We start from the raw sequence: 16,166 nt of genomic DNA on the forward strand, positions 1-16,166 counted from the left end.
TTAGGAAATCCTTAAAAAAAATGGAGTCTGTTTTCCACAACCCCATCTCTTTTTTCACCTGAAACTGTTGGGTTTCTTCTCCTCTCCCCAACTCCATAGGAGCCACCCAATATCCTTCATGCACCTTCGGAGGAATACAAATCTCCAAACCCCAAATCATCAGCCAGAATAATAACAATATTCGGTTGTTTAACAGGTTCTTCAGCTTGTAACGCCGGTATTGCGATACACCAACCGGCTATCGGCAACAAATCATTCGCCTTCATCTTATACATCTGCCTATTTTACAAACTTAGTTTTCTGATACAAACTGAAAGGCATAAAAAACAAATCGTCCGAAAGACTCTCTTTCGAACGATCCGTTCCGGTAATTTACCATTATTTATCATTCATGGAAATTAAAAACTCCTCATTGGATTTTGTTTTTTCCAGACGGTCCTTCACAAACTGCATGGCTTCAATAGAATTCATATCTGTCAGATAATTCCGTAAAATCCAAATCCGGTTTAAGGTATATTCTTCCATCAGCAAATCTTCCCGCCGGGTGCTGGAAGCTGTAATATCCACAGCAGGATAAATCCGTTTATTGGACAATTTACGGTCAAGTTGCAATTCCATATTACCCGTACCCTTGAACTCTTCAAAAATCACATCATCCATCTTCGATCCGGTCTCAGTCAAAGCCGTCGCCAAAATCGTCAGCGAACCGCCATCCTCGATATTCCGTGCCGCACCGAAAAAACGCTTAGGCTTATGCAAGGCATTGGCGTCCACACCACCGGACAGAACCTTTCCGGAAGCCGGAGATACGGTATTGTAAGCGCGGGCCAGACGCGTGATAGAATCCAACAAAATGACCACATCATGTCCGCACTCCACCATTCGTTTTGCTTTCTCCAATACAATATTAGCAACCTTCACATGACGTTCGGCCGGTTCGTCAAAAGTAGAAGAAATCACCTCCGCTTTTACACTCCTGGCCATATCCGTTACTTCCTCCGGACGTTCATCAATCAAAAGGATAATCAGATATACCTCCGGATGATTAGCCGCAATGGCATTGGCTATTTCCTTTAACAAAACAGTTTTACCGGTTTTCGGCTGCGCAACAATCAAACCACGCTGACCTTTCCCAATCGGAGCAAAAATATCCACTACCCGGGTAGAAAGAGTCGCTCTGCCATTTCCCGTCAAATTAAATTTCTCATTGGGAAAAAGAGGTGTCAAATGATCAAAAGGAATCCGGTCACGCACAGCATCCGGAGACTTGCCATTGATTTTCTCCACTTTAATTAAAGGAAAATACTTCTCCCCTTCTTTGGGCGGACGAACAGTTCCCTCTACCGTATCACCTGTCTGTAAACCGAAAAGTTTAATCTGACTCTGAGAAACATAAATATCATCCGGAGAATTCAGGTAATTATAATCGGAAGAACGCAGGAAACCATATCCGTCCGGCATAATTTCCAGTACCCCCGAATTCAGGATAATTCCTTCAAATTCATAATATTTATCGCGTTTATCAAAACGCATTTTATTGGTATTAAAGTTCCCGTTTCCATTTTCCCGCCTATTTTCCTCATAACGGTTATTCTCTTCCAGAGAAGTCCCCTCATAATGATGTTCCAACACCTCAGCCACCATGGATTGCTCCTGGGATTCCACCACATATTCATAGGGAGCCTTTTCAAACTCTTCATCTCCGCCCTTTAACTCCAAATCTTTTTCCAGAATATCATCGTGTACCACACGTTGTACCCGTTCTTTGCGATTCTCACCCTGTTGCTGTGCTCTCTCCCTCTTTACGAATTCCTTGCGCTTACCTTGCCATTTATCGTCCCGCTGGTTTTGCCCCTGCCGGAAATCCTCCCGGCGCCGCTCATCCTGACGAGGCTGATTATCCGCTTTATGCCCTTCTGCAACCACCTCTGGCATCGGTTTTACCTCCTCTGCACGCGCTTCTTCTTTTTTTCCCTCTTCACGCCGGGCAAATTTCTGCACCCCTCCTTTGGAATCACCAACCTTCTCCACACCCATACGCATGACCCGCACACGCGGTTTTTTCTCCCGCCTTTCACCTTCCCCTGCCGGCATCTCCGTAGCTGTTTCGGGAACAGATTCCGACTGCGCAGCGACCAAAGCCTGCTGGTCCAATATTTTATATATCAGCTCTTGTTTTTTATAAGACTCAACTCGTTTAATATTTAACTTTTTAGCAATTTGCCGCAAATCTGACAGCAATTTGTCATTTAGTTCCAAAATGTCATACATATAGTAATGGTTGGATTGTTTTGTAGAAAATCGCCTGTGTAGAAACAAGCGGAATTGAAATATGTCACAAAATTAAAAATAAAAAGTTTATAACCAAAATTTTTAAGGAAGATTTGTCCCGGGGAAACATACAGACTATACGTTATTCATGTCAGAATTTCATTTTCATGACATTTGCCGGCGGACGCTGATGTTTCAGTTCATTGGCCATAAATTCAAAGTACTTCCGGGTATGTTCAAAAAACATCCGGAATCCTTGACATAAACAGGAAATAGACTCTCCTTCTGCAGTTTCCGCAATACGATTTTTCGGACAATCCCCGCCGCATGCAGCCAGATAAGCGCAGGACCGGCACCGCGCCGATAAGAAATCTTTTTTATACTGCTCAAAAAATAACTGCCGGTCACTTTTAGCTAACTCACCAATATTATGTTCTGCAATATTCCCTAACTTATATTCCGGAAATACAAAATGATCACAACAATAAGCATCTCCGTTGTGCTCTACAGCCAATGAACACCCGCAATAAGGAGCCATCGAACAAAGGGAAGGAGTCTGACCGACATAAGCTGCCAGCGTATTATCAAACCAATTCACATAACAATACCCCACATCTGTCCTGACCCAACGGTCAAATATACGGCATAAAAAATTACCCCAGTCCACAGCACTGACATTCTCTTCCATCAATGCCGTTTCCTTGTCATAACGCCGGTCTACCACAGAAAGAGCCTCTTTTTCATCCAAAGCAATCCGCTCCACAATCGGAGAAAATTGCATAAACCGGCTTCCCAGTTCTTTCAGAAACTCATACACGGCAACCGGTTCCTTGCTGTTGCTGGCATTCACCACCGACATGGTGTTAAACTCCACTCCATGTTTCCGGAACAAACGAGCACCATTTACCGCTCTTTCCCATGACCCGCGACCATCCGTAAACCGCCGGTGGTTATCATGAAATTTCCGGGGACCATCGATAGACAATCCGCACAAAAACTGATGCCGGGCCAGAAACTCTGCCCATTCGTCCGTAATCAAGGTACCGTTAGTCTGTAAAACATTGGTAATCTGTTTGCCTTCACTGTATTTCTGCTGCAAAACGATAATCTTCCGGAAATAGTCCAATCCCGCCAATGTCGGCTCCCCTCCATGCCATATAAATTCAATCCTTTCCTGAGGTTGCGAACAAATATAATCCCGGATAAACTTTTCCAGCATTTCCTCTTTCATTCTGAATGAAGAAAGATTTAACTTCTTCTCCGGATATAAAGCACTCTTCTCTAAATAATAACAATAGTCACAATCCAAATTGCATACCGGTCCCACCACTTTTACCATCGTTGAAAAACTGCGTTGCAACTTCCCCCGTTCCCGCTCAAAAAGAAACGAAGCCGTCTGCCCGGATTTCTCTGCACTCATAATTCTTTACACTGTTATCTTTAACTTGTCAAAAATAACGGTTTTACCGTTTCTTTGCAACCTCTCCTGCAAAGAATGCCCCCATCTCTATATAAGATTATCATCTCACAGTATAATAACCTAAGCTTTTTATCTTTTGTAGCAAAAATATGGATAGAAATGATTAGATTTGTCTTTTCTAAAATCAAAAAAATGGACAAACTACTTATTTTCGGCCTGGGAGGTCAAGAAATTCTTTTTATTGCCTTGATTGTACTACTTCTTTTCGGAGGGAAAAAAATTCCCGAATTAATGAAAGGGCTTGGAAAAGGAGTAAAAAGCTTCAAAGACGGAATGAACGGTACAGAAGAAGACGCAAAAAACGAGGAAAACAAAGAAAAAGAGTAATTGCAAGACCGCATGGGAGATTCAAACGAAAAAGAAATGACGTTCTGGGAACATCTGGATGAACTCAGAAAAGTTTTTTTCCGCATGGCATTGGCTGTTCTCTCCCTGACTTGTATCGCTTTTATTTTCAAAGATTTTCTATTCAGCATTGTTTTAGCGCCCCAACGGCCGGATTTTATCCTTTACCGTTTTTTCAACAACCTGGCTCAAAAATATGCAATGCCCTCTCTGGAAACAGGCAACTTCCAGGTAGAACTGATTAGCACCCAGCTAACCTCTCAATTCATGACCCACATGAGTGTGGCTTTATATGCGGGTTTGCTATTAGCCTCTCCCTACATCATTTACCTGCTTTTCCAATTTGTCAGCCCTGCCCTGCATAAAGCAGAGCGCAAAATTTGCCTGAAAATCCTCTTCCCGGCTTTCTTTCTCTTCTTTGCGGGTATTACCCTGAACTATTTTATTATTTTCCCGCTGTCTTTCCGTTTTCTGGCAACCTACCAGGTAAGCGAAACGGTTACCAATCTGATTTCTCTGTCTTCCTACATCAGCAGTTTCATCATGTTATCACTGCTGCTGGGAGCTGCCTTTGAAATTCCGGTCATAGCCTGGTTTCTCGCCAAATTGCATCTGGTCAATGCCAATCTGCTTAAAAGATACAGAAAACATTCGTTTGTAGGAATCCTTATCCTTGCAGCTATCATCACTCCCACCTCCGACGTATTCACCCTTTTATTGGTCACCCTTCCCCTATACCTCCTCTACGAATTAAGCATTCAGGTGGTCCGAAGAAACAGTTAACTGTTTTCTGCATCCTTTATAATTTTAAAGGGATGTTTTAACTTTTATCCCGAAAGCGCAATAGGTCAGGTAAAATACACAGGCCATTATGACAAATACTCCTCCGACCATACTATTTTCTGTCGTTACCAATCCGATGACCGGAGTGACAGCCCCACCACCGGCAATTGCCGTAATCATCAGCCCGGAAATTTCATTCGCCTTTTCAGGCCGTGCCTGCATCGCCATAGAATAGATAATGGAAAAAATACAGGAACACAAGAAACCTATTCCGCCAATACAAACCAAATTCAAAACCGCATTGTGTTCTGCCAAAGCCAAAACAACCAGGATGCCTATACATCCTGCAATATTCCACCGGAAATATTTTATTTCAGATATCTTCGTCATAAGAAAAACCCCCAGAAAAGCCCCTACCGTACGACTTAGGAAGTAAACCTGGGGAGCAAATTTAGCCTGGTCGGCAACCCACTGAAAACGGGTAACCATCAACTTTGAACTAATGTAATTGGTAGCTACATCCACTCCAACAACAAAAAAGATACCAAGGAAAAGCAATAATATCGTTCTGTCTTTCAGCAAGGCAAAAGTAGCTCCGAAAGAAGCAACTGCCGTATGATTATCCATTTTCTCGCGGGGTATAGGCGTAACCATCATCCACAATGCGGATAAAAGGGTAATTCCTCCCAATATCGGAAAACAATAATACCACAATTGAGTGTCCCCATGGCCGAAATAATGCACTGCCAACAAAACAATCTCCGGTCCTGCCAGGGAAGACAAAGCCTTTACCACCTGTCCGGCAGTAAGACTGCTCGTAAGCAATTTTTTATCCGTCACCACGTTGGTTAATAAAGGATTCAGAGAAACCTGCAGAATAGCATTTCCGATCCCCAGAAAAGCGTAAGCAATCATACAGGTCACAGCCGTATAAGCAATCAAAGGAAGAACCATTCCAATAACCGTAACCCCCATACTGAGCAACACCGTATTCTTTCTTCCCCACTTGTTCATCCATACTCCCACCGGAATACCCAAAAACAGGAACCAAATAAACACCATAGAAGGAATAAAACCGGTCATGGCGGGAGACCATCCGAAAGCTTTCTGCGCATAGTCGGAAGAAATACCCACAATATCACAAAATCCCATGATAAAAAAACCGAACATCACGGGTAAGATGTACATCCATTTACTCTTTTTTTCCATTTTTATTTTGAATTTAAAGTTCTGTCATTCAAAGATTATTCAAGACCGACAATTTGCCGTTGTCAATCAGATGCACAATCAACTCTCCGAACAAAGTATTCGCCCAGGCAAACCACTTACGGGTATACTTGGACGGGTCGTCTTTATGAAAGGATTCATGCATAAAACCAGTGCCACCATCATTATCTCTCAACATCCGGAGGCACTGACGGATTTCCTCGTCATCCTGAGAAGTGAAAGCCCGCATAATCAGACTCATCGGCCATACCATATCGTAACCGATATGCGGACCGCCTATTCCTTCCCCTGCCTTTCCCCTGAAAAAGAAAGGATTATCCCCGCTCCATACAAAGCGGCGGGTACTCTGATATACCGGATCATCCGCCGGAACGGAATTCAGATAAGGCATAGCCAGTAAACTGGGTACATTAGCATCATCCATTAAGTAGGCACTTCCAAATCCATCCACCTCAAAAGCGTATATTTTCCCATATTTGGGATGCTCTACCGTTGCATATTTGCGGACAGCCTCCTGCACCTCATTTGCCAGACTCCGGCATTCGGACGCCAAAGCCATATTACCGGTCACCTGTTCAGCAATCTCCGCTATTTGCCTCAACGACTGGATGGCAAACAAATTGGATGGCACCAAAAATCCAAAAACAGTAGCATCATCGGACGGACGGAAGCAGGACACAATCATTCCCACCGGATTCACCGGATTATTCCAACCGTCTACATTTAAAGTATCTGAAGCACGGGGGGTATTTCTCTGAAAACGATAAGGTCCCTTACTTTCTTTCCGCTGCTGCTCCCTGAACGTTTGTACCACTAAATTCATCGACTTCTCCCATGCCCCATCAAAAACACTTGTATCGCCGGTGACTTTCCAGTATTTCCAGGCCAGCCGCACCGGATAACACAGGGAATCGATTTCCCATTTCCGTTCATGGATATAAGGCTTCATCTGAGTATAATCCGAAGCCCATTCACTGGAAACCTCCCCATTGGTAAAAGCATTGGCATAGGGGTCCAACTGAATGCACCGGGTTTGGCGGTTAATGACTCCCGCCACCAACAACCGCAACTGCTCATCGTGCTTGCACAAAGGAACGTAAGGCCATACCTGAGCTCCCGAATCTCTCAACCACATCGCATGGATGTCTCCGGTAATCACAAAAGTATCCGGACGCCCCTCTGTCATCTGAAAAGATACTGTAGTATCTAAAGTGTTGGGAAAACAATTTTCAAACATCCATGCTAATTTAGGATCTCTCAATTGTTTTTTGACTTTTGCGATTACTTCTTCAACCGCTTTGGAAGTAAAATGCCGTTCTTCCGGACGGGGACGCAAACACACATATTCCATTCCTCTTTTCACCTTAGGGGCAGCCAACACCGTTTTCAGAGACGACCCACCCAAAGCCAGTCCGGCAATTGCCAAACCGCCTTTTTTCAGAAAATCCCTTCTCGTTACCATTTTTAACTATTGAAATATAATAAACACACTTTAAAAATCATCAGCCTTGCTAAAAAGCCAGGTGTATCACTTTCTTTGTCTCGAAAAATTCTTCCCGGAAAAAATCTGAAACCGCATACAATCTCACCTTCTTTCCATACGGTCTCACTTCTTCCTCAAAATCCCCACCTTTTAAATAAAGTATCCCATTTGCAATTGGCTGATGCAAACCCGGCCGGATTTTATCTTTTACCCAATCCACAAAGGCTGGGAATGCTGTCACTCCCCGGCTGACAATAAAATCCTGTTTTTCTTTCACCTCTTCCACCCGCATCTGTCTGGTCCTTACATTTTTCAGACCCAGAGCATCCCGAACCCCCTCCACCACCTTTATCTTTTTTCCGATGGAATCCACTAAAAAAAAATCAGCTTCCGGAAACAAAATAGCCAGGGGGATTCCCGGAAAACCACCACCGGTTCCCACATCCATAATTTTTGTTCCGGGACAAAACCGGATAACCTGCGCAATAGCCAGGGAATGTAATACGTGGTGTACCCAAAAGGCATCCATATCTTTTCTGGAAATGACATTAATTTTCGCATTCCACTCCCGGTACAAATCTTCCAGACAGGCAAATTGTTCCTTCTGTACCTCTGTCAAATCAGGGAAATAAGAAAAAATCAATTCACTTTTTTCCATAATCACTTTTTTTAAAAAAATCCCGATTGTAAATGGGTAATGCAACCACACAAACAACTCCCACAACAATATACAACAAAGTCATCGAACCATGCGTCAACAAAGCAAAGGCTTTAGATAAGCTGCCTATATCAGGCTGATCGGGTAAATAAATCTTTAAAGCAGCAATCACCATAAAATGCCACGCACCAACCCCTCCCTGCACCGGAGCTACCATTCCGTAACTACTCAAAACAAAAATAGTCAAAGCCACCAGTATTCCCAAATGAGAAGTAAACTGAAAACAAAAAAAACAAACATAAAACATCAGGAAATACATGAACCAAATGAACAAAGAATGAGCCACAAACAACCACTTGTATTCCACCTCTCTCACAGCTAACAGACCGGTTTTCAGCCCACAGACAAAAGAATGTATACGCCCCCGGAATTTGGTTTTCAATCCAGATTTCCACATTAGTACGACAACCGCCCCGATGACAATCAGCACCCCCAGAATCCAGGACGACCGAAACAAGGCAAACAGATTTTCTTTAATTTCCTGATTGGCATTCAAAAAATCCACAATCACCTTAAATTGGGTCACAACAACAACAAAAGTCAGTACCAACAAGATCATCATATCAATCACCCGCTCGGTAACTACCGTCCCCAATAAATATGAAAAAGGCACTTTCTCATATTTACTGACAACCCCACAACGAGTCAATTCTCCCATGCGGGGAATGGCCAAATTGGCAAAATAACCGGTCATGACTCCCATAAAACTATTCCAAAACCGAATTTTATATCCCATAGAAGCCGTCAGCAATTGCCAGCGCATGGCACGGCTTATATGACTGGCCAACCCCAATACACAAGCTATCCCTATCCAGGTATAATCTACATCTTGCCTGAAAACGTCCAATAACACATTCCAGTCCTGGTCACGGTACACCAACCAAAACAGCAACACAGAAACCCCTGAAAACAAAAAAAATTTTATGGTGTTTTTTAACAAAAGACGCATAAGCCTATCACGATATTTGCGCAAATGTACAAAATATTGGTCAGCCCTACATCGTTTTCAGCGAATTTGTCTATTTTTGTATCATGAGTATAGTAAAAGCAAAAAAAAGTTTGGGACAACATTTTTTGCGCGACCAGAACATCGCGCACAAAATTACTGACAGTCTGTTACCCCTCACCCGGGACGTATTGGAAATAGGACCGGGAATGGGAGTATTAACCCGCCATCTTTTTCACAACGCCAATTTCTCAGTACGGGCTATTGACATTGACAAGGAATCCATCGCATACCTTCATCAGGAGTTCCCGGAACACCAGGACCGGATTTTATATGGTGATTTCCTGAAAACCCAACTTGTTGAACTTTATGACCATCCCTTTTCAATCATTGGAAATCTCCCTTACAATATCTCTTCCCAAATTTTTTTCCGGATTATTGAAAACCGGGATTTCATCCCGCAAGTGGTATGTATGATTCAAAAAGAAGTGGCAGAACGGATTTCTGCTAACCACGGCAATAAAACCTATGGTATTTTAAGTGTTTTTCTGCAAACATTTTATAACATCGAATATCTTTTCACGGTAGGTGAAAAAGTATTCGACCCGCCTCCAAAAGTAAAATCAGCAGTCATCCGCCTTACCCGCAATGAAAGACAAACTTTGGGATGTTCCGAAAAACTGTTTTTCAATGTGGTAAAAACCGGTTTCAACCAACGCCGAAAAACTCTGCGTAATGCATTGCGAGGACTTCTCCCGGCGGATTTTGAATCGGAATACCTGAACAAACGTCCGGAGCAGCTAAGCATAGAGGATTTTCTACTTCTTTGCCGGAGCATAGAACAATCCCGCCCCAGTCACACACCGGTAAATTAATATCTTATAGCATCTTGGCCCTATGCAACAATTTGAATTAACTCATGAATTTCTCAGTCAACTGGAAGAGTTGATTGATACCGGAAATAAAACCGAAGTCACCCATCTCGTTGCCGACTTACATCCCGCCGACATTGCAGAAATTCTGGAAGAACTGAACAACGAAAGGGCACAATTTGTCTTTTTGCTCCTGGAAAATGAAAAAGCCAGTGACGTACTGGCCGAAATTGATGAAGAGGAACGGGTACATTTCCTTGAATCTTTTCCGGCAGAAACCATTGCCCGAAGATTTATCGACAATATGGACTCGGACGATGCTGCCGACCTGGTTGCCAGCATGCCCAATGAACAGCAACACGAAATCCTGTCTCACATGGAAGACCTGGAGCAGGCAGGCGATATCGTCGATTTGCTGCATTACGACGAAGATACTGCCGGAGGTCTGATGGCCAAAGAGTTAGTCATGGTCAACGAAAACTGGACAGTCCTTACCTGCCTGCGGGAAGTCAGCCGCCAGGCTGAAAATCTGGATGAAATCTACAACATCTATGTAGTGGACGACGACAACAAGTTAAAAGGAAGGCTGTCTTTAAAGAAGATGATTACTGCTCCGACCTCTGCTAAAATCATAAACCTTTATTATCCGGATATCATCTCAGTAAAAACCGATGAACCGGCAGAATCGGTTGCCCATATCATGCAAAAATACGATTTGGTCGCCGTACCCGTTATCGACCAGGTAGGACGCCTGGCCGGACGTATTACCATCGACGATGTGGTCGATTTTATCAAAGACGAAGCAGACAAAGATTATCAGATGATGTCCGGTATTTCTCAGGACGTCGAATCTTCAGACAGCATCTGGGCACAAACCAAAGCCCGGCTTCCGTGGCTGATCATTGCCTTGTTCGGAGGTATGGTTTCCGCTTGGATGATTTCCCAATATGAAGCGGAAATAGCTCTTTTCCCTGTTACAGCCATGTTTATCCCCGTCATCACCGCTATGGGAGGAAACGTTGGAATACAGTCTTCAGCAATTGTGGTAAAGGGACTTGCCTCCAATTCCCTCAGTCTCAAAAACGGTTTTAGCAATATCATGAAAGATTTGGGGGGAGCCCTCATTAATGCAACCATTTGTTCTTCCATCATTTTTCTGCTGACCTTAGCTTTCGGCATGCCCACCATGGCAATGCCGGTCACCGTAACCATAGCTCTCTTTGTTGTGATTATTTTTGCCTCCATTTTCGGTACCGCTTTCCCGTTACTATTAAACAAAATGAACATCGACCCGGCTTTAGCCACCGGCCCCTTCATCACGTTAACCAACGACATCATCGGTTTAAACATTTATCTGTTTACCGGACGATTTGTACTGGGAAGTCTGGGCATGTAACCGATGTGCATAATTATTTCCCCCTTTTGCATAATTATAAGATGTAATTAAAAGGTTACTAATATTTTAAGTGTTATTTTTGTAACGGTAATCGAAACAAAAACAGAGCTAAATCTTATATATGAATCCAATTGTAGAAGTAAATGTCCAGTCGGAAATCGGAAAACTGAACGGAGTCATCATCCATACTCCCGGTGAAGAAGTAGAAAACATGACTCCCGAAAATGCAGAAAGAGCCCTATATAGTGATATTATCAATCTATCCATTGCACGGGAAGAATACAAGCAGATTTCAGGAGTCCTGTCGAAACTGACCCGAACCTATGAAGTGAAAGATTTACTATGCAATATTCTCCGGGATGAAAACACCAAAGCCGAAGTATTGAACCGGATTGAAAAAATAGAACCGTTCATCGGCGAGGAGTCTCCCAAAGGAAGTCTGAAGGAACAACTAAAGGGCGAAAGTGCAGAAAATCTTTCCCGCCTGCTCATAGAAGGAGTAGAAATGGTCAAAGACAATCTGACAAAATTTCTGAGTAAAGACTGGTATGCATTGCGCCCCATGCATAATTTCTTTTTTACCCGGGATGCTTCAATGAGTATGTACAATGAAGTATTAATCGGACGTATGGCTAACTCCATCCGGGACCGGGAATCAGTCATCATGCAATCTATTTTTGACTTCACTCCCGAATTCAAAACACATACCCTGACCATTCCTCCGATACCGGGATCCAACCAGCGCACCCGCACAATCGAAGGCGGTGATGTTTTAATTGCACGCGAAGACATATTGGTCATCGGCAACGGAGCACGCACCAGCACCCAGGCCATTGATATGCTGATTTCCGAGTTTATGCAACGCAAGAGCGATAAAACCCAACACCTCATTATCCAGCAATTGCCCACGACACCGGAATCCTTTATCCACCTGGATATGGTATTTACTCTCCTGGACCGGGATAAATGTATGGTGTTCGAACCACTAATCCTGAATCCGGGCAATTATCAAACAGTGCACATCAAAATCCAGAATGGCAAACTTCAGAGTATACGTTCAGAAAAGAATCTGCTCAGTGCCCTCAAAAAGCTGGGTATGGATCTGGAACCGGTACTTTGCGGAGGCAGCGACGACTGGAATCAGGAACGCGAACAATGGCATAGCGGAGCCAATTTCTTTGCCGTAGGTCCAGGGCAGGTTTTAGGGTACGCCCGCAACAACTACACCATCGAAGCAATGAACAACGCCGGATTTGAAATCATCCGCGCCAATGATTTCATCACCGGTAAAATAACACCGAACGACCATAGCAAATACGTGATTACTATTGACGGTTCCGAATTGCCCCGGGGCGGTGGCGGTGCCCGTTGTATGACCATGCCTGTCAATCGGAGCAACTTATAAATATGGATAAAATCAGACACTACATAGCGAGTTTCAGGCTACGTACTCTTCCTTTATCCTTATCCGGAATTTTGCTGGGATCTTTATTGGCCCTAAGCAACGGATATTTTCAGACACTGCCTTTTATTCTGGCCGTCACAACAACTCTCTGCCTGCAAATTCTTTCCAACCTGGCCAATGAATGGGGTGACCTGCAAAAAGGTACCGACAACAATGAAAGACTGGGCCCCATACGCAGTATACAATCAGGCGCATTACCCCTGAAAGAGTTTAAACGTACGATTATTGTATTTATCTGTTTATCTGCTATTTCGGGAACAGCCCTTGTATACACAGCATTCTCCGGCTTATTCACCAGGGACAGTCTGCTCATGCTCCTGTTGGGAGCAGCTTCTATCATAGCAGCCATTAAATATACGGTAGGAAAAGGAGCCTACGGTTATCACGGCTTGGGAGATTTGTTTGTATTTCTGTTTTTCGGACTGTTAAGTGTCACCGGTTCCTGGTTTTTAATGACCCGGCAAATCACGGCCGCCTTATTTCTCCCGGCAGCCGCCATAGGATTCCTTTCCATGGGAGTCTTAAACTTAAACAATATGCGGGACATAGAAAACGACACCAAATGCGGAAAACATACTATTCCAGTGCTTATCGGAATTACCAGGGCAAAGATTTATCATTACACACTCGTATGCAGTGCTTTTGTGTGCATGACTATTTATGCTTCACAATATAGCCGGACCTGTTACGGCTTTATCTTTTTGTTTACTTTACCCTTGTTTGTCATCCACCTGGGAAAAGTCTGCCGAAATCAAGGGCAAATGTTGGATTCCCAGTTAAAGACACTCTCCCTGTCTACCCTTGTATTTGCAATTCTTTCAGGCCTCGGTGCACAATTTTAAAACAACCGGGATTATTTTTCACCGACATAAATACTGGCTATTCCACCACTCAGTTTCCGGCGAAATGTATTCCTGAAACCGCATTTTTCCATAATATCCAGAAAAACCTGCCCCTGCGGAAATTTCATGACAGACTCCGGCAAATAAGAATAAGCCCCCCGGTTACCGGAAAGCCAACCTCCAATGACCGGTAATATGCGACGAAAATAAAATTGATACAATTGCTTCATCGGAAAATGTTCCGGCATAGAAAACTCCAGGATAATCACCTTACCTCCGGAACGAAGCACCCTTTGCATTTCTCTCAGCCCTGCCTCCAAATGTTCAAAATTCCGCACCCCGAAAGCCACTGTCACCACATCAAATTCCCCGGTTGCAAATTCCATTTGTTCACTATCCCCGATTCTCAAGTCGACATTCGCTTCCAGCCCCAGTTCTCTTACCTTTTTACGCCCAATTTCTACCATATTGGCAGAAATATCAATACCTGTCACCCGCCCGACTCCCATCCGACAAGCGGCAATTGAAAAATCACCAGTTCCGCATGCTACATCCAGCAAACAGTTTTTTTCCCTCTCCCCGATATATTTCATTGCCTGCCGCCTCCATCTTTTATCTATATTCATGGATAAAAGATGATTCAGCAAATCGTATTTTGGTGCTATATCATTAAAAATACCCCGAACAATTTCTTTTTTTGCCATAATAAGACGGTTACAAAGAAAAGACAAAAAAATAAGAACCAAGGGATTATCCCTCAGTTCTTCCTTTCCGGTTTCCGATTCTCCTTACTCCGGCAATTTTCCTTCCAGAGCATTCTTTACTACTTCCACAGCATCATCAAGTCCTTCAGCAAATTTTTCAAAATCTTCCTTGTACAAGAATATTTTATGCTTCTCATAACTTGAGTTGCCGTCCTTATCAAACTTTTTCTTACTTTCAGTAATCGTTAAATAATAATCATTATTCCGCGTAGCCTTTACATCAAAGAAATAAGTTCTTTTTCCGGCTTTTACTGCTTTTGAATAAACTTCTTCCCGGTCTTCACTCATTTCAAATCCCTCGTTTTTTCCGTATTCTTCCATCATCTTAGTTTTTTATATAAAATGTTTACTGATTCCTTACTTTACCACATCTCTCTTTTTAAAACAGGAACACCACCTGTTTCCTTTTCCGTTTGGAGTTTCAAATGTAGAAAAATCCTAAGAATATAAGCTATAATTTAAGTTTTTTTTTCATTACTCTCTCTCCAGATAAAAAATAATATATCTTATCTTTGCTTTAAACAAAGTTTTATACACAATATCATGCTACTGCCAGTATTTATTTTAGTCGTTATTTTTCTTGGTCTCTGCTTAATCGGTCTAAGCATCAGCATCCTTCTGAAAAAAAACGGAAAATTTCCCAACACCCATATCGGAAAAAGCAAAGCCATGAAAGACAGAGGAATCCATTGTGCCAATACAACAGACCAACTGGAACGCCAGAATTACAAGCCCATAGATCTCGACTGAATTTATTTCAGGATATCACCCACCCCCGGATGTGCAATATATCCAATTTACACTTTTGATCGCCGGGATTCCCTTCCAGCATGATTCCTGCCCTCAATGCACCACGCACCTGGTGCAAGCCGGCAAAACAAATGTTCAGTTCCTGAGCCTGCAACTCATTATACCCGATATCCAGACAATACAACTTTTTGCACATCGAGAAATTGAGTTCCTTTAAATGATTACAGGAACAATACAAATAAGCCAACTGACTTACGGGAGACAACTTCAAAGAGTACAAGGCATTCCGGCTGCAATCCAACCAATGTAAACAATTATTTTTTTCGAGATTCAACTCTTCCAGGTGATTCCCCGAACAATCCAATGTCACCAATTCCGGTAACTGATCCAGCGACAACTCGCGCAACTGGTTCTGACTACATCGTAAATGTTCCAACCAAATACAATTCTCAAAAACAATCTCTTTGAGGTGTATTTTCGACAAATCTAAAGCATGAATAGCAGCACCGACTATTTTTAACGTATAATAACCCGGTTGCTCATAATAATGTTCAAACTGCGTTCCCGATTCTCCATCCCCCCAATCTATAATGAAAGCATCAGCAAAAATACCCAGACATATTTCCGTTTCTTTCTTAATTTCCAACTTCAATCGGACGGCACTTAATAAATCACCGCTTTTTATCTTTACAGAACGACGTCCAAACATTATAGGGAAAGTATTCATAGGCATTAAATTATAGACCTCTCCCCCAAAAAATAAACGTGGGCCGGTCCAATCAGTAACCGGTACCGCCGAGCACCTATGAACATAAATTGAACGG

General features: G+C 42.9%; 17 protein-coding genes. 7 read left to right on the forward strand and 10 right to left on the reverse strand.

Annotation, left to right across the window (positions count from 1 at the left end; translation table 11 throughout):
- Positions 1–116 precede the first annotated feature (116 nt).
- From D1136_RS07480 to D1136_RS07490, 3 genes are all read right to left on the reverse strand, one after another.
- Complete coding sequence (locus tag D1136_RS07480; RefSeq protein ID WP_161877015.1) at positions 117–275, reverse strand: hypothetical protein; 159 nt, start codon at positions 273–275, stop codon at positions 117–119.
- A gap of 103 nt (positions 276–378) precedes the next feature.
- The gene (gene rho, locus D1136_RS07485; protein WP_161877016.1) at positions 379–2,271 is read right to left on the reverse strand and encodes a transcription termination factor Rho; all 1,893 of its coding nucleotides are present in this window, start codon (positions 2,269–2,271) and stop codon (positions 379–381) included.
- A gap of 151 nt (positions 2,272–2,422) precedes the next feature.
- Entirely contained in the window at positions 2,423–3,610 is a 1,188-nt protein-coding gene (locus tag D1136_RS07490) for an anaerobic sulfatase maturase (RefSeq protein ID WP_161877090.1), read from the reverse strand.
- Positions 3,611–3,883: 273 nt separating this feature from the next.
- On the opposite strand from D1136_RS07490, the gene D1136_RS07495 reads away from it, so the two are divergent.
- Positions 3,884–4,078, forward strand: coding sequence for a twin-arginine translocase TatA/TatE family subunit (locus D1136_RS07495; protein WP_202623096.1), 195 nt, complete (start codon positions 3,884–3,886; stop codon positions 4,076–4,078).
- A gap of 12 nt (positions 4,079–4,090) precedes the next feature.
- Positions 4,091–4,879, forward strand: coding sequence for a twin-arginine translocase subunit TatC (gene tatC, locus D1136_RS07500; protein ID WP_161877017.1), 789 nt, complete (start codon positions 4,091–4,093; stop codon positions 4,877–4,879).
- A gap of 24 nt (positions 4,880–4,903) precedes the next feature.
- Here the strand turns inward: tatC and D1136_RS07505 are convergent, their stop codons facing one another.
- Genes D1136_RS07505 through D1136_RS07520 form a run of 4 tightly spaced genes read right to left on the reverse strand, consistent with a single transcriptional unit; the run spans position 4,904 to position 9,256 of the window.
- Entirely contained in the window at positions 4,904–6,088 is a 1,185-nt protein-coding gene (locus D1136_RS07505; protein WP_161877018.1) for a sugar MFS transporter, read from the reverse strand.
- A gap of 28 nt (positions 6,089–6,116) precedes the next feature.
- A complete protein-coding gene (locus tag D1136_RS07510) occupies positions 6,117–7,568 on the reverse strand; it encodes a glycoside hydrolase family 125 protein (protein ID WP_161877019.1) in 1,452 nt (483 codons plus the stop codon).
- A 49-nt stretch (positions 7,569–7,617) separates the two neighbouring features.
- A complete protein-coding gene (gene rsmG / locus D1136_RS07515) occupies positions 7,618–8,247 on the reverse strand; it encodes a 16S rRNA (guanine(527)-N(7))-methyltransferase RsmG (RefSeq protein WP_161877020.1) in 630 nt (209 codons plus the stop codon).
- Positions 8,234–9,256 carry a lysylphosphatidylglycerol synthase transmembrane domain-containing protein gene (locus tag D1136_RS07520; RefSeq protein ID WP_161877021.1) on the reverse strand — a complete coding sequence of 341 codons (1,023 nt, stop codon included), beginning with the start codon at positions 9,254–9,256 and terminating at the stop codon, positions 8,234–8,236. The genes rsmG and D1136_RS07520 overlap by 14 nt, the downstream gene beginning before the upstream one ends.
- Before the next feature lie 83 nt (positions 9,257–9,339).
- On the opposite strand from D1136_RS07520, the gene rsmA reads away from it, so the two are divergent.
- The 4 genes from rsmA to menA all read left to right on the forward strand — a co-directional run bounded on the left by rsmA (position 9,340) and on the right by menA (position 13,828).
- On the forward strand, positions 9,340–10,128 hold the full coding sequence (gene rsmA / locus D1136_RS07525; protein WP_161877022.1) for a 16S rRNA (adenine(1518)-N(6)/adenine(1519)-N(6))-dimethyltransferase RsmA: 789 nt from the start codon (positions 9,340–9,342) through the stop codon (positions 10,126–10,128).
- Positions 10,129–10,150: 22 nt separating this feature from the next.
- On the forward strand, positions 10,151–11,521 hold the full coding sequence (gene mgtE, locus D1136_RS07530) for a magnesium transporter (protein WP_161877023.1): 1,371 nt from the start codon (positions 10,151–10,153) through the stop codon (positions 11,519–11,521).
- 121 nt (positions 11,522–11,642) lie between these two features.
- Positions 11,643–12,926, forward strand: coding sequence for an arginine deiminase family protein (locus D1136_RS07535; RefSeq protein WP_161877024.1), 1,284 nt, complete (start codon positions 11,643–11,645; stop codon positions 12,924–12,926).
- A gap of 2 nt (positions 12,927–12,928) precedes the next feature.
- On the forward strand, positions 12,929–13,828 hold the full coding sequence (menA, locus tag D1136_RS07540) for a 1,4-dihydroxy-2-naphthoate octaprenyltransferase (protein ID WP_161877025.1): 900 nt from the start codon (positions 12,929–12,931) through the stop codon (positions 13,826–13,828).
- 11 nt (positions 13,829–13,839) lie between these two features.
- Here the strand turns inward: menA and ubiE are convergent, their stop codons facing one another.
- Both ubiE and D1136_RS07550 read right to left on the reverse strand, forming a co-directional pair.
- Positions 13,840–14,532, reverse strand: coding sequence for a bifunctional demethylmenaquinone methyltransferase/2-methoxy-6-polyprenyl-1,4-benzoquinol methylase UbiE (gene ubiE / locus D1136_RS07545; protein WP_161877026.1), 693 nt, complete (start codon positions 14,530–14,532; stop codon positions 13,840–13,842).
- Positions 14,533–14,616: 84 nt separating this feature from the next.
- On the reverse strand, positions 14,617–14,913 hold the full coding sequence (locus tag D1136_RS07550; protein WP_161877027.1) for a DUF3276 family protein: 297 nt from the start codon (positions 14,911–14,913) through the stop codon (positions 14,617–14,619).
- Positions 14,914–15,135: 222 nt separating this feature from the next.
- Between D1136_RS07550 and D1136_RS07555 the strand changes: the two genes are divergently transcribed.
- Complete coding sequence (locus D1136_RS07555; protein WP_161877028.1) at positions 15,136–15,342, forward strand: hypothetical protein; 207 nt, start codon at positions 15,136–15,138, stop codon at positions 15,340–15,342.
- Positions 15,343–15,349: 7 nt separating this feature from the next.
- Here the strand turns inward: D1136_RS07555 and D1136_RS07560 are convergent, their stop codons facing one another.
- On the reverse strand, positions 15,350–16,069 hold the full coding sequence (locus D1136_RS07560) for a leucine-rich repeat domain-containing protein (RefSeq protein WP_161877029.1): 720 nt from the start codon (positions 16,067–16,069) through the stop codon (positions 15,350–15,352).
- Between the last annotated feature and the right edge of the window lie 97 nt (positions 16,070–16,166).

It is taken from the genome of Odoribacter sp. Z80 (genome assembly GCF_009935865.1).
In the GTDB taxonomy this organism is placed as follows: domain Bacteria; phylum Bacteroidota; class Bacteroidia; order Bacteroidales; family Marinifilaceae; genus Odoribacter.